Source organism: Pseudomonas sp. P1.8, from assembly GCF_001269805.1.
Classification (GTDB): Bacteria; Pseudomonadota; Gammaproteobacteria; order Pseudomonadales; family Pseudomonadaceae; genus Aquipseudomonas.
In genome coordinates, this window is the sequence record NZ_LHVM01000019.1 from 86,209 (window position 1) to 101,079 (window position 14,871).

A 14,871-nucleotide genomic window follows, 5' to 3' on the forward strand; every position below is an offset into this window, starting at 1 on the left:
GTTCAGGCCTCGGAGGATGCTTGTTTATAGTTGTAGCCGATCGGGTGCGGCTGGTTACGGGCCTTGGCCAGTTCGATCTGCTTTTGCCGATCGATGGCGCTGCGACGGGTTTTTTCGCTCAATTTGTCCCAGCAATGCGGGCAGCTGATACCCGCCACGTAATGCTCCGAAGCGCGATCTTCAACGCTGACCGGCGTACGGCAGGCATGGCACTGATCGTAGTCACCTTCGCTCAGGTCGTGGCGAACGGTCACACGGTTATCGAACACGAAGCAGTCGCCCTGCCATTTGGTTTCTTCCTGCGGCACCTCTTCGAGGTACTTCAGGATGCCGCCCTTGAGGTGATAGACCTCACCGTAGCCTTCGCTGAGCATGTAGCTCGACGCCTTCTCGCAGCGAATACCGCCGGTGCAGAACATCGCGACCTTCTTGTGCACGGCCGGGTCGAAGTTGGCTTTGATGTAGTCGGGAAACTCGCGAAAACTGGTGGTTTTCGGGTCGATGGCGCCTTCGAAGGTGCCAATCGAGACTTCGTAGTCGTTACGGGTGTCGATCAACAACACTTGCGGGTCGCTGATCAGTGCGTTCCAGTCCTGCGGGTCGACGTAAGTGCCGACCTTTTTGTTCGGGTCCACGCCTTCCACGCCGAGGGTGACGATTTCTTTCTTGAGTTTGACTTTGGTGCGGTAGAACGGCTGCTCATCGCAGTACGACTCTTTGTGGTCGATGTCGTCCATGCGCGGGTCGTTCTTGAGCCAGGCCATCAGCCCGTCGATGCCTTCACGGCTGCCGGACACGGTGCCGTTGATGCCTTCTTCGGCAATCAGCAAGGTGCCTTTGATGCCGTTGTCGACCATCGCTTGCAGCAGTGGCTCGCGCAGGGCGACGTAATCTTCCAGGGTGACGAACTTATACAGTGCCGCCACGACAATCTGTTGTGTCATGGGTAAATCTCCAGGTGGCTACCCTCGTAAGGGGTGAACCGGATGCGAAAAAAAACGCGCCGGGTTAGCGGCGCGCTGCATTCTAACAAAAATAACCTTCTCTGTAGGAGCCGGCTTGCTGGCGATAGCGATTTCGAAGACGCCATCGCCAGCAAGCCGGCTCCTACAGGGGGGAGCGTCAGTGTTTGCTGCCGCCGGCACAGGTCGGCGAGGCCGGAGCCGCGTCGATCTGTGCCCATTCATCTGGCGTGTAGGTATGCAGCGCCAACGCATGGAACTCGCCCATCAACTCGCCGAGCGTGCCGTAGACTTTCTGGTGGCGCTTGACCCGGCTCAGGCCGTCGAACTGTGCGCTGACCACCACCGCCTTGTAGTGAGTCTGTAACCCACGGCTGTGCATGTGGCTTTCATCCAGCACTTGCAGATGCTCGGGCTGAAGCAAGGCCAGCGTCGATTCGATGCGTTGTTGCATGGTCATACCGAACTCCGTTTAAGGCTTTTTCTTGGCTGGAGCGGCGGCGCCTTTCGGATCCAGCTCCGTCGTCATGTCCGCCAGCAGCTTGTTGACCACCGGCACTGCGCTTTCCAGCTTCGCCTGAGTCATCTGGGCCGATTGCTGGGTCAGCTGCGGCATTTTTTCCAGGACTTTCTTGCCCAGTGGCGACTTGTAGAAGGCAACCAGATCCTTGAGCTCCGATTCGGTGAAGTTGGTGGTGTAGAGCTTGACCATGTCCGGTTTCAGCTTGTTCCAGCCAATGGCCTGGTCCAGGGCGGCGTTGGCCTTGGCCTGGTAGGTTTCCAGCACGGCTTTCTTCGACTCCGGGGCTTTGGTCTGGGCAAAACGTTGAGCAAACATCTGCTGTACTTGCATGTACACCGGAGTACCCAGTTTGTCAGCGTGCGCCAGGGTCAGGAAAGCCTCGGCACTGGCGTTATGGCTGGCGGTGTCGGCAAAAACCTGGCCGCTGGCGCAGACCAAAGCAACGGCGGTACAGATGGCACGAAGACGAGTCATCGAGTTTCCTTTTTTTAGCTGGCGAGGTCAGACCCCAAGGGCGACCATTCTGCGCCTAAAAAAGTGTGTCGCTCAACCCCAAGCCTTGTCGGACCTGATTTAGAGGGGTTGAATGGGTGAAATCCAGACTGATGGAACCACGGCCGACGATCACGGCCTAAACTGCGCAATCGGACCTACAGGAGTGTGCAAGATGAGCCGTATCGAAACCGACAGCCTCGGCCAGGTTGAAGTCCCGGATGAAGCCTATTGGGGTGCTCAGACGCAACGCTCGCTGATCAACTTCGCCATCGGCAACGAACGCATGCCGCTGGCGGTGCTGCATGCCCTGGCACTGATCAAGAAAGCGGCGGCCCGGGTCAACGATCGCAACGGCGACATCCCGGCCGACATCGCCCGGCTGATCGAACAGGCGGCCGATGAAGTACTCGACGGAGAACACGACGATCAGTTCCCGCTGGTGGTCTGGCAGACCGGCAGCGGCACCCAGAGCAACATGAACGTCAACGAAGTGATCGCCGGGCGCGCCAATGAACTGGCCGGTAACCCACGCGGCGGCAAGTCCCCGGTGCACCCTAACGATCACGTCAATCGCTCCCAGAGCTCCAACGACTGCTTCCCCACTGCTATGCATATCGCAGCTGTCCAGGCCGTGCAGCAACAGTTGTTGCCCGCCATCAGCGAACTGTCGGGCGGGCTGGCCGAGTTGTCCGCCCGTCATATGAAACTGGTCAAGACCGGCCGGACCCACATGATGGATGCGACCCCCATCAGCTTTGGCCAGGAAATCTCGGCTTTCATCGCACAACTGGATTACGCCGAACGGGCGATCCGCAGCGCCCTGCCGGCAGTCTGCGAATTGGCCCAGGGCGGTACAGCCGTCGGCACCGGACTCAACTCCCCCCACGGTTTTGGTGAAGCGATTGCCGCCGAACTGGCCGCCCTCTCCGGCTTTCCATTCGTCACCGCGCCCAACAAATTTGCCGCACTGGCCGGCCATGAACCGCTGACCACACTGTCCGGCGCGTTGAAAACCCTCGCCGTGACGCTGATGAAAATCGCCAATGACTTGCGCCTGCTGGGCTCTGGACCGCGCGCCGGATTTGCCGAAGTGAAGCTGCCGGCCAACGAGCCTGGCAGTTCGATCATGCCGGGAAAGGTCAACCCGACCCAGTGCGAAGCCCTGTCGATGCTGGCCTGTCAGGTCTTGGGAAATGACGTCGCCATTGGTTTTGCGGCCAGTCAGGGTCACCTGCAATTGAACGTGTTCAAACCGGTGATCATCCACAACCTGCTGCAATCGATCCGTCTGCTGGGCGATGGTTGCAGCAACTTTCAGCAACATTGCATTGCCGGCCTGGAGCCGGATGCCGAGAAAATGGCTGAACACCTGGAACGTGGGCTGATGCTGGTGACGGCGCTCAATCCGCACATCGGTTATGACAAATCGGCGGAGATTGCCAAGAAGGCTTACAGCGAAGGGCTGACCTTGCGGGAAGCGGCGCTGCAGCTAGGGTATCTGACCGATGAAGAGTTTGATGCGTGGGTGCGGCCGGAGAATATGCTGGAGGCTGGCGCCAAGGGCTGAGATTTGCAGTGAAGCGAAAAGATCGCAGCCTGCGGCAGCTCCTGCATGTAAATGTTCCCTGTAGGAGCTGCCGCAGGCTGCGATCTTTTGATCTTCAGGCCATCCGTAACTTCCGTGCCTTCAACCCGGCAATCAAAGAAGGCCCCAACGCCACCAGCGCCGAACCCAGCACTACCAGCACCGCCCCGCCATATCCCAGACCATTGATGGTCTCGCCATGCACATAATCCGGCCATAACCAGGCCGCCACGGCGACCGCTGCGAAGGTCACCAACGGCGTAATCGCCAACGTCGCACTGACCCGAGAGGCTTCCCAGTGCGCCAGCGCCTCGGCGAATGCGCCATAGGCAATCAGGGTGTTCAAGCAGCACGCCAACAGCAACCAGCCTTGCAACGGGCTCAACTGCAGCGCTTCCAGCGGATGCACCCACGGCGTCAGCAACGCCGCGCAAAACAGGTAGATCACCATCATCACCTGCAGCGAATTCCACACCGTCAGCAATTGCTTCTGGCCCAAGGCATAGAAGGTCCAGACCGTGGACGCCAACAGCACCAGCAGGACACCGGCGGTGTAGTCGGTCAGCGACGTCAGCAGTTCACTCAAACGTTGATTGAAAAACAACGCGAAACCGATCAGCAGCACCAGCAAACCCATCCCCTGCCCCAGGCTGAAACGCTCCTTGAACACAAACACACTGGCGATCAGCAACATGATCGGCCCCATCTGCACCACCAATTGCGCGGTGCCGGGGCTGAGCAGGTTCAGGCCCATCAAATACAGCACATAGTTACCTACCAGGCCGAGTACTGCCATCAACACCAGCCAGCCTCCGCGCGGGCCGAGCACTTTGCGGCTGGGCAGACGTCCGGTCACGGCCAGGTATATGAACAGGCACCCTCCAGATACCGCCAGACGAAACCAGGTCACCGTGACCGGGTCCATCACCAGCAGCACTTGTTTGAGTTTGATCGGCAGGATTCCCCACAACAACGCGGTCAACAAGGCCAGAAACAGACCGTAAACCCAGCGACCCGATGAAATGTGCATGTGAACCCCAAAAGCCTGATAGCAAGAAGCGTCATTCTAGGCGCTGCGGCGTGTGGCACACAGGGACAGTTTGGGACTGGCCGTGGATGAAACTGTGCGGGTCGTAATCTTCGTCGGATGCTTTGACCGTGGCGCCCCCATCGCTAGCAGGCTCGCTCCTACAGGTTCTGTGGCGTGCACAATATTTGTGATCACAACAATTCACTGTGGGAGCTAGCCTGCTAGCGATAACTATTGAACAGTCGCTACATATCCGAGGTATTTAACGCACCGCCTCAAACAACCCGGTAGCCCCCATCCCGCCGCCCACGCACATGGTGACGATGCCGTAACGCAGGTTACGTCGCTGCAACTCGCGCACCAGATGCCCGACCTGACGCGAACCGGTCATGCCAAACGGGTGACCAATGGAAATCGAGCCGCCGTTGACGTTGTACTTTTCATTGTCGATTTCCAGCCGGTTGCGGCTGTACAGGCACTGCGAGGCAAACGCTTCGTTGAGTTCCCACAAGTCGATATCGGCAATCTGCAAGCCCTTGGCCTTGAGCAGTTTCGGCACCGAGAACACCGGGCCGATGCCCATTTCATCAGGCTCGCAACCGGCCACCGCAAAACCACGGAAGAACGCTTTCGGCTTGAGCCCCAGTTCCAGGGCCTTCTCCAGACTCATCACCAGGGTCATGGACGCACCATCGGACAGCTGCGAAGAGTTGCCCGCCGTGACCGAACCGTCTTCGGCGAACACCGGTTTCAAACCGGCGAGGCTTTCCAGCGTGGTGTCGGGGCGGTTGCAGTCATCACCCTCGACGATGCCGTCGAGGACTTGCACCTGCCCGGAGGCCTTGTCTTCAACGCGATACTTCACCGCCATCGGCACGATCTCATCATCGAACAACCCGGCAGCCTGAGCCCGCGCGGTCCGTTGCTGACTTTGCAGGGCATACAGGTCCTGCTCCTCGCGGCTGACGTTGTAGCGACGCGCGACGATTTCAGCCGTCTGGCCCATCGGGAAGTAGATACCCGGCACCTGCTCCTTGAGCAGCGGGTTGATCAGGTTGTCGGTGTTGACGCTTTTCATCGTCAGGCTGATGGACTCGACGCCACCGGCGACGATGATATCGCTGCAACCCGAGGCAATCTGGTTCGCGGCAATGGCGATCGCCTGCAGGCCTGAAGAACAGAAGCGGTTGAGGGTCATGCCGGCAGTGCCGATGCCCAATCGCGACAACACCGCGACGTTGCGCCCGATATTGAAGCCTTGCGCGCCCTCGTTGGAACCGGCACCGACGATGCAGTCCTCGACGCTCGCCGGGTCGATACCGGTGCGCGCCAACAGTGCGTCGACACAGTGCGCCGCCATGTCATCCGGACGAGTCATGTTGAATTTGCCGCGAAAGGATTTGGCCAGGCCGGTCCGCACGCTGTCGACGATCACCACTTCACGCATGGCATACCTCATTGTTGTTATCGGTTGAGAGTGGACCGAGCATAAGTCCACCTCATTAGCGACCGCGACAATCATTCACCCCGCGTATGCGCAACCATCGCTTCAATCCTTTTATTTGTGCTTCTTTCGCTCATGGCGGTCAGACCTTTCGAACGCTTCTTCCATCGCACGATTGATGGTGCGCAACACCTTTACCCGCGCCCAGCGCTTGTCGTTGGCCTCGATCAGGGTCCAGGGCGAGATTTCGGTGCTGGTACGGTCAACCATGTCGCCGACCGCAACCCGGTAGTCATCCCACTTCTCGCGATTGCGCCAGTCGTCTTCAGTGATCTTGAAGCGCTTAAAGGGGATCTGCTCGCGCTCCTGGAAACGCTCCAGTTGCGTCTGTTTATCGATGGCCAGCCAGAACTTGACGACAATGACCCCGGATTCGGTGACCTGCTCTTCGAAATCGTTGATTTCGCTGTAGGCACGCAGCCAGTCCGCCGGGCTGCAATAACCTTCAATGCGCTCCACCAGCACCCGGCCATACCAGGAACGGTCGAACACGGTGAACTTGCCTCGCGCCGGCAAGTGCCGCCAGAAGCGCCACAGGTACGGCTGCGCCCGCTCCTCATCTGTGGGCGCGGCAATCGGCACGATGTTGTACTGACGCGGATCGAGTGCCGCCGCCACCCGACGGATCGCCCCGCCCTTGCCCGCCGCGTCATTGCCTTCAAACACGGCGACCAGGGCGTGCCGACGCATGCGTTTGTCACGCATCAGCCCGGAAAACCGCGCCTGCTCGGTCACCAACTGTTCTTCGTAATCGTCTTTGTCCAGGCGCAGGTTCAAGTCCAGGGCGTCGAGCAGGTTCACTTGATCGACGCTCGGCAACACCGGGGCGGCGCTGACTTTCTCCGGATGGATCTTCGGCCGCTTCAAGGCGCCATGCAGGCTGTCGAGCAGAATTTTCCCCACCAGCAGGCTGCGATAGCGTGCATCCATCCCGGCGATCACATGCCATGGCGCGTAGTCGCGACTGGTGCGTCGCAAGACCCGCTCACCGAACTTGACGAACCGGTCGTAGGTTTGCGATTGCTGCCAGTCCAGCGGGCTGATGCGCCAGCTATGCAGCGGGTCATCGGCCAACGCCTTGAGCCGCGCCTTCATCTGTTTTTTGGAGAGGTGGAACCAGAATTTGACGATCAGCGCGCCTTCATCGCAGAGCATTTTCTCCAGGCGTTCGGCGGCGTTGATACTTTGGTCGAGCCGTGGGTCCTTGATCTGGCCATGAACTCGCGACTGCAGCATCTGGCTGTACCAGTTACCGAAGAAAATCCCCATGCGCCCCTTGGCCGGAAGCATTCGCCAGTAACGCCAGGCCGGTGGCCGCGCCAGTTCTTCGTCGGTCTGCTGATCGAAGGTGCGGACTTCGATCAGGCGCGGGTCCATCCATTCGTTGAGCAGCTTGACCGTCTCGCCTTTACCGGCGCCTTCGATGCCGTTAATCAGGATGATCACCGGAAAGCGGCTCTGCTGGCGCAGCTCAAATTGCGCTTCGAGCAAGGCCTCGCGCAGGGCCGGCTCTTCGGCGTCGTACGTTTCTTTGTCGATGGCGTGATCGATTTCGGCAGATTCGAACATGAACGGCTCCCTTCCAGATGTGAGCAAGACTAGCGGATTGACCTCTCCAGCGTGGGAGAAATCCCATTTTCATCGCCGACGCCACGCCAGACATTGCCACGGATCAAGCACCGCGCTGGCGATCGGCTAGAATGGCCACCTTGCCGTTGCCGAGCCTGCCATGAAACCAGTATTGCCCCACGCCCAACTCGACTGGGATGACCAGGGTCGCCCGTATTCGCGGGTGTTCGATGATGTGTATTTCTCCGATAAATCGGGTCTGGACGAAACGCGCTACGTGTTTATCGAACAGAACCGTTTGGCCGAGCGCTTCGCCGCGCTGCGGGCTGGCGGGCGTCTGGTCATTGGCGAAACGGGTTTTGGTACGGGTCTGAATTTTCTGTGTGCCTGGCAGGTGTTCGAGCAACACGCCGTGGCGGATGCGAGATTGCATTTTGTCAGTGTCGAAAAGTACCCGCTGAGCCATGACGATCTGCAACGAGCCCTGGCGTTGTGGCCCGAACTGAAGGTATTTGCCGATCAACTGCTGGCGCAGTACGTGGCGATCCATCAAGGCTTCCAGCGCGTGGTGCTGGACAACGGCCGGGTTACCCTGACTCTGCTGATCGGCGATGCACTGGAACAATTGCCGCAACTCGATGCACAGATCGACGCCTGGTTTCTCGATGGATTTGCCCCGGCGAAAAACCCGGACATGTGGACCGCCGAACTGTTCGCCGAGCTGGCGCGCCTGGCCGCTCCCGACTCGACTATCAGCACGTTCACCAGCACCGGATGGGTTCGGCGCCTGCTGAATGCCGCGGGCTTCAAGATGAAACGAACGCCGGGTATCGGCCACAAATGGGAGATCCTGCGCGGTGAGTTTCTCGGCTGGCCGGAGTCAGTCCCCACGCCCACCCAACCAAAACCGTGGTTTTCGCGCCCGACACCTGTGGCTGGCGAGCGCCGCGCCCTCGTGATTGGCGCCGGTCTGGCCGGTTGTGCCAGTGCGGCAAGCCTGGCGGCGCGGGGCTGGCAAGTGACATTGCTGGAGCGTCACGATGCACTGGCGCAGGAGGCTTCGGGCAATCCGCAAGGCGTGCTGTACCTGAAACTGTCGGCCCATGGCACGGCGTTATCGCAACTGATTGTCAGCGGTTTCGGCCACACCCGACGCCTGTTGGAACACTTGCACCGCGGTGTCGATTGGGATGGCTGCGGGGTCCTGCAACTGGCGTTCAATCCCAAGGAAGCCGAGCGTCAGGCGCAATTGGCCGCCGCGTTCCCGCGAGATTTGCTGCATGAGCTGGATCGACAACAAGCCTGCGAACAGGCCGGCGTTGATCTGGCGAGCGGTGGCTTGTTCTACCCGCAGGGCGGCTGGGTTCATCCTCCGGCGCTGTGTCAATGGCAAGCCAGCCATCCCAATGTGCAATTGCTGCGTCACCATGACGTGCTGGAACTGCGCCAAGTCGACGACCAGTGGCAAGCCTTCTCTGGAGATAAGCTGCTCGCCAGCGCACCGGTCGTGGTGCTCGCCGGTGCAGCAGAGATCAAACGTTTCGAGCAAAGCACCGATCTGCCACTCAAGCGCATTCGCGGACAAATCACTCGCCTGATGCAAACCACCGCGAGCCAGGACCTGGCCACGGTGGTCTGCGCAGAAGGTTATGTGGCCCCGGCGCGGCTGGGTGAACACACCCTGGGTGCCAGCTTCGATTTCAACAGCGACGACCTGACACCGACCACCGCCGAACACTTGGGCAATCTGCAGTTACTGGAAGAAATCTCCAGCGATCTGGTCGACCGCTTGCAGGTCGACCAACTGGCTCCCGAAGATCTGCAAGGCCGCGCAGCCTTTCGTTGCACCAGCCCGGACTATCTGCCCATCGTCGGCCCTTTGGCCGACGGTTCCGCCTTCAACCAGGCCTATGCCGCACTAGGCAAGGACGCCCGGCAAGTGCCGGACGCTCCATGCCCATGGCTTGATGGCCTGTACATCAACAGCGGCCACGGTTCTCGAGGCCTGATCACGGCACCACTGTCTGGCGAACTGCTGGCGGCCTGGCTGGAGAACGAACCATTGCCGTTGCCTCGCAGCGTGGCCGAGGCTTGCCACCCCAACCGGTTTGCCTTGCGCCGACTGATTAGAGGCAGCTGAACGGTTCAGCGCTCGGGGATGGCGCAACTGCTCGTATCGACCAGTTTCAAGACATCCCCGGTGAGGCGCTCCAGCAATGTTTTTTCTGCCGTGGCCTGCTCAGTCTTGATGGTATCAATCTGCGTGCGGTAATCGGCATCCGTCATCGTGTCCCTCTGATCAAACACTTTTTGCAGACGATCCTGTAATGGCTCGGTCATTTTGGCAAAGTCCTCCGCAAAACTGCGTTTGAGGTAGTCAATCCAAAAAGGACGTTGCACCAGGAATTTACTCAGCTCAGGCGAATGCTCCGCGCGTTGCACACTGGTTTTGGCCGACGCAAGGTCCTGTTCTGACACGCCACTAAGTGACTTGTAGCGCATGTGTTGAGGTTGGCCGGGTAAATCCAGATCTTTGATCAGCCCGGTGCGATAGGCCAGTCCAACCTCCAGTGGATCGACCTCCGGATGCCTGCTGATGTGCGTCTGGGTAATTTTGTCCAGTTGATCGAGTCGAAAAAGCCCCTTGCCCAGTTTCGTCAGCGAAGCTGCTGCCGACTGCGCACTGCCCAAGGGGCCGGTGATTTTTTCAATTTCTACCGCCACCTCAAGATTGCTGAAATTGAACGCCGCCGAGTCGGTACAGTTGATCGGGTTGGCAGCAAGGTCAAATACCTGCTCGCGCAGCGCCGCATTGCCTTCGGCGGCCTCCAGCACCGACCAGACCCGCCGAGTCATGTCTTCGCGCACATACTGGCTGTCCGCCGTATTCCCCAATTCCGCCAGCAACCGGAAAAGCCCATCGGAACCGGGATCATCCTTGAATGCGGTCCAGATCTTTCCACGTGGCGAATAGGTCACATTGACCTCCTCCGGTAACCAAAGCGCCTTGGCGGTCTGCTCATCCAGACGCGCAATGTCATCCTCCAGAAATCCCATGCCGATACCGACCCGGTCACGGTATGCCTTGAGCTTGACGCGGCTGTCGTTCACTAACGGATTGGTACGCAGATTGATGCTTTGGCTGAAACGGCGAGGAACAGTAAACAGCCAGTCCGGCAGTGTTCCGATGTCGTTATCGCGCAGGTCGACTCGGTCAAGATTGGGCAGCTTCGCCAGCCCCTTGGGAAGCTCGGTGGCACGGGTGTTGCGCAGCATCAACAAGCGCAAATCGAACATTTTGCCAACATCCGGGAGCGTGCCCAAAGGGTTCTTGCTCAGGTTCAATGTCTTCAGCGTGCGCATGGCCGCCAGTTTCTTCAACGTTTGCTCGGTCATGACCAGCTTGTTGTCGGCAAGGCTCAAATACCTCAAGCCGGTCATCAAGGAGATTGATTCGGGCAACAGGGTCAACTGGTTACTGTCCAGCTCCAAGGACTGCACCGACTTGAAGTGTTTGAGAAAGTAGGCCAGGTCATTACCCTGATTCATGTTTTTCAGCGATAGAAGTTCAATGTGATCGAAGTCGATGTCCGGTGACAATGTCGGGAGCTGGCCGACCCGCATTCCGTCCAGCCTCAGCCCCAATACACTGCTCGCCCGCTGCTCGTCTCGCACCACGCCCATTTGCCTCCAGGCATTTTCGATAGCATCGGACACCTGGCGACGACTCTGTCGATACTCATTCAAATCACCTTGCAACTTACGCATTTCGGTGTCGTCGTTGCGCCAGCTTTTTAGCGCTCGACGCAGTTTTTCAAGTTGGCCCTGACGCTGCTGGACGGCTGTTGCTCGACTCAAATGGTCAGTCCCCAGACTGTCGAGCAGGGTGCTGATTTGCGCTTCGGTCTTGAGGGGATAGAGTTTTTTGGCCTTTCGAACCAGACCTGAGGCATGAGAAGAAGCTGCCGGTGGATCGGCCAGTACACAGGTATCGGGCGCCACTCTTTCACCAGGAGGCTTACCCGTCAGCAGACGAGCGCTGCGCGCGCGATCCTCCACGGCTCGGGAAGCCAGCCGATTACGCAACGCCAGGACTTGCGCCGGTCTGTTGGCACCCAGGCTCATGGTGGTCAGTTGTGATTCGGGCAGAGCATGCGCAATAGCCTGGTATAAGGCTTCTGGTCCTTGAAGAACGCTCGCCAGATTCTTGTCATCGCCGTCGAACACCCGATAACCCTCCGCCGACTCCACAATCGTTCGCTTCAGTGCGCTACCTTGCTTGCCAATGCTGCGAAGTACCGGCCCGGTGATCGAGCCGTTACGCAGTTCCAGCAACAGTTCACTGTTCCAGCCAGGCAAATGTTCGAGCAGGGAGAAAGCCAGATTGCGCGTGTCGACATCGGCGATTTCCGGCAGATGAAGTCCACCGATACCCCTGTCGAGTTTCACTTCTGCCAATGCCTCACGAGCACGCTGTGCAAGCCTCATCGGAACGCGCTTGAGGGTCCGCAGGCGCAATCGTTCAACGCTACTGATTTGGTCTATCAGCTCTCGGGCGATGGTGTGCGGCACCTTTGGGAAAGCCTTTCTGAGCAACTCGGCATCGCTGTCATTACCGGTGTCATGTGCTTCATACAGACGCTCAAACAACGGTAATCGATCATTTTTCATTGATGCAGCGAGCTTCTTGGCCAACGCATCGTTTTCCGTCTGATCACTGACCGTTCCTCCGAGCAGGTCCTCCACTTCCTTGGGATACAGCCCGGATACAATCCTTCTGAGCAACTGGCCTTCAGACAATTGCTCTTCGGTGACATCGACCGCAGGTTCCTCGTTAGCAATAAATGCGTCTTTGGGAAAATATTTCTTGGTAATGCCTTCGTCGTTGAGTACTCGAATGTAACGTCCGGTAGGCCACCCCTTCATTGATGGCAATTCATTCATCTGCTCGTCGGTGTGGATAAAAATCTCTGGATCACCCTGCTCCAATATCGCAATGCAATCTCGAACCCTTTGCTCCAGTCGAAAACGATCGATCGAGTCCTGCAAACGTGCAGGTAGTTGCAAGTTTTCCTCACTCAATCGATGTAGCTCACTCAGAGGGCTTGCGGTCACCTGACGGATTTTCTCCAAGCGACTGTTATCTTGCGCGGCCAGTCGAGAATCGAGCCGTTTCAATACGTAAGCACCGTCGCTCCACTCCTCCGTACGCTCGCCGGGTTGGCGCCAGCCTCCCTGTCCGTTGTGTTCGAGAATCGGCGTGTAAGCATCCTGGCGTGTCGGATGCTTGATCTTCCAGGCCTCTGCAGCCGCGTCGAAATCGACGGCATAAAAGTGTCCGTCGATCTGCACATACTTCTGATGGTCGAACTCATAGAACCCTTCGGCATCGGCCTTCAGCCCTTTATCCGCAGAAAGCCTGCGTTCGTAGGGTTTGAGATCAGACTTCCACAGGCGTGTTGTGCCATCCGTTTTTTCAATCGGAATGAAAGACTTGAAGAAGTCAGGGTTTGCGCGCGTCACTTTGCTGGCAATCGAGCTCACCACCTTCTGCCCTGCGGCAAAGACAGCCATCTGCGCGAGGCTTTCGACAACATTCAGCAAATGCGTGAGGGCTTCGGTTCGCTCCCCGTGCGCCCAGTCCTCCACGCCCTCATAAACTTCACTGAGAATTTCGACGACCGCCACCGACAACATCAATTGACCAATCACAGGGACAAAAAATGACGCCGCGTTCAACAGTAAAAGACCTCCATCGAGCAATGTCTGGAGGGTCTTTTCTCGTTGGAGTTCGTCGACTTCCGCCGTCGGCACAGCGAGGATCTGCGCATCGAGTTGGGTCTTGTGGACGAAAGCGTTAAAGAAAAAATCGCCGGGACATGTATCGGCCGGCATTGCGGTGAGACTGCCCAGGTTCTTGTTCTTGTCGAAGCGGGTGAAAAAAACCGTCTTGTCATTGCCGGGAAAGTAAAGTTCGCAAAAGCGGTCTTTGTAGACTTTGCTTTGCAGATGAAGGGTCAGATAGGCTTTGAAATCATCGAGCGAGGCATATTCATACAGGGGTCGTCTGGGCTCGTTGGGCATGTAGACAACGCACTTGGCCGAGGGGGCTGTATCGATGGAAACCTTGGTAAAGACCAAGACTCCACACAGGCAAGCATCATGAATTTGCAAGCCTTGCCAAATCACCGGTGCACCATCGAACAGGGTCCCTTTGGCCTTGGCCGCCGGGAGATCCTGTTCAATGACGCTGAGCAACATCGTGTAAACGGTACTGCTGATGTGCTTTTTCAGATAAGCTACATGGGCGGCGACCTGGATGTCCAGCAATTTCAACTGTCGAATATCGGCGGCTGACGAGGCGGTACTGACCGGGTTGCCTGTGGGGTTGGCCGGCAGTGCCAGAACGTCATTCACATGACTCTGGTATTTACCCCCAAGATCGAGTTCGCGACAAAGTTCGGCAAACTTGGCGGGGGTCATGTCAGCACCTTTTTGAGGTTTTGCGTCGACCTTGATCACCGAGTCTTTTGGTAGGCCGCCAGGTGTGGCTTCCTCGGAGGTGAAATTTTCCATAGCGGCGTGCAGCAGGCTGCGTGACCTGGTTACCTTCCCCTTCTCCCAGGCAACCGGCAGCACTCCTGTTGAAGAAAGCACGGCTTTAATGATATCCAGTGTGTCCCGCTCGACATCAACGTCGACCTTCCATTTTTCCTTGAGTAGAAGAGTCAATTGCTCCTTGCAGTATTCGTCCAAGGGTTTGAGCCTTGCGAGCACCTCGGCAGCCTTGGTGTAGGAAACCTGGGACTGTTGCATGGCCGAATTCAAAGCCTGAGCCACGCTCAGCTCCGCCGAAGTCAACCATTCAGGCATTGATTCTTGCAAGGTTTGGGCCGTGTCCAGATCACCCGTATGTTCCAGCAGACTCTCGAGACGTTGTGTTGATGTCAGCGGCACCACAGGGGGTGTCGTGGGGGCAGCAGGTAGCATGAGCAATATCCTTATTGCGATTAGAAGCTTTCAGCCTACGAGGCGCGAACGACAAAAAATAACTCAAATATCGAGTCGGATTGGACGCTGTCCAAGCAGATACTCCTATGTATCACAGCAATAATTACCGCACGCTCCTGGTCCATTTCTGTCTCGCCCGCCCAATCTTCGACATTCGCTGCTTATAACCCATCGATCTAAAACTACGAGCAC

9 protein-coding genes are annotated in these 14,871 nt (G+C 58.0%); 2 read left to right on the forward strand and 7 right to left on the reverse strand.

The window, feature by feature from the left end; translation table 11 throughout:
- Positions 1–2 precede the first annotated feature (2 nt).
- The 3 genes from AD668_RS21000 to AD668_RS21010 all read right to left on the reverse strand — a co-directional run bounded on the left by AD668_RS21000 (position 3) and on the right by AD668_RS21010 (position 1,959).
- Positions 3–944 carry a rhodanese-related sulfurtransferase gene (locus AD668_RS21000; protein WP_053161798.1) on the reverse strand — a complete coding sequence of 314 codons (942 nt, stop codon included), beginning with the start codon at positions 942–944 and terminating at the stop codon, positions 3–5.
- A gap of 178 nt (positions 945–1,122) precedes the next feature.
- Positions 1,123–1,422, reverse strand: coding sequence for a BolA family transcriptional regulator (locus AD668_RS21005; RefSeq protein WP_053161799.1), 300 nt, complete (start codon positions 1,420–1,422; stop codon positions 1,123–1,125).
- Between the two features lie 12 nt (positions 1,423–1,434).
- On the reverse strand, positions 1,435–1,959 hold the full coding sequence (locus AD668_RS21010) for a DUF2059 domain-containing protein (RefSeq protein WP_053161801.1): 525 nt from the start codon (positions 1,957–1,959) through the stop codon (positions 1,435–1,437).
- Positions 1,960–2,152: 193 nt separating this feature from the next.
- Between AD668_RS21010 and AD668_RS21015 the strand changes: the two genes are divergently transcribed.
- Positions 2,153–3,547 carry a class II fumarate hydratase gene (locus tag AD668_RS21015; protein WP_053161803.1) on the forward strand — a complete coding sequence of 465 codons (1,395 nt, stop codon included), beginning with the start codon at positions 2,153–2,155 and terminating at the stop codon, positions 3,545–3,547.
- A gap of 94 nt (positions 3,548–3,641) precedes the next feature.
- Here the strand turns inward: AD668_RS21015 and AD668_RS21020 are convergent, their stop codons facing one another.
- From AD668_RS21020 to pap, 3 genes are all read right to left on the reverse strand, one after another.
- Positions 3,642–4,595 carry a DMT family transporter gene (locus AD668_RS21020; RefSeq protein WP_053161805.1) on the reverse strand — a complete coding sequence of 318 codons (954 nt, stop codon included), beginning with the start codon at positions 4,593–4,595 and terminating at the stop codon, positions 3,642–3,644.
- A 262-nt stretch (positions 4,596–4,857) separates the two neighbouring features.
- A complete protein-coding gene (locus AD668_RS21025; RefSeq protein WP_053161806.1) occupies positions 4,858–6,042 on the reverse strand; it encodes a thiolase family protein in 1,185 nt (394 codons plus the stop codon).
- Between the two features lie 111 nt (positions 6,043–6,153).
- Complete coding sequence (gene pap / locus AD668_RS21030; RefSeq protein ID WP_053161808.1) at positions 6,154–7,668, reverse strand: polyphosphate:AMP phosphotransferase; 1,515 nt, start codon at positions 7,666–7,668, stop codon at positions 6,154–6,156.
- Positions 7,669–7,828: 160 nt separating this feature from the next.
- Here pap and mnmC point away from each other — a divergent pair, with 160 nt between their 5' ends.
- A complete protein-coding gene (gene mnmC, locus AD668_RS21035) occupies positions 7,829–9,808 on the forward strand; it encodes a bifunctional tRNA (5-methylaminomethyl-2-thiouridine)(34)-methyltransferase MnmD/FAD-dependent 5-carboxymethylaminomethyl-2-thiouridine(34) oxidoreductase MnmC (protein WP_053161810.1) in 1,980 nt (659 codons plus the stop codon).
- 5 nt (positions 9,809–9,813) lie between these two features.
- Here mnmC and AD668_RS21040 read toward each other — a convergent pair whose 3' ends face one another.
- On the reverse strand, positions 9,814–14,658 hold the full coding sequence (locus AD668_RS21040) for an NEL-type E3 ubiquitin ligase domain-containing protein (protein WP_082344541.1): 4,845 nt from the start codon (positions 14,656–14,658) through the stop codon (positions 9,814–9,816).
- Positions 14,659–14,871: the final 213 nt, after the last annotated feature.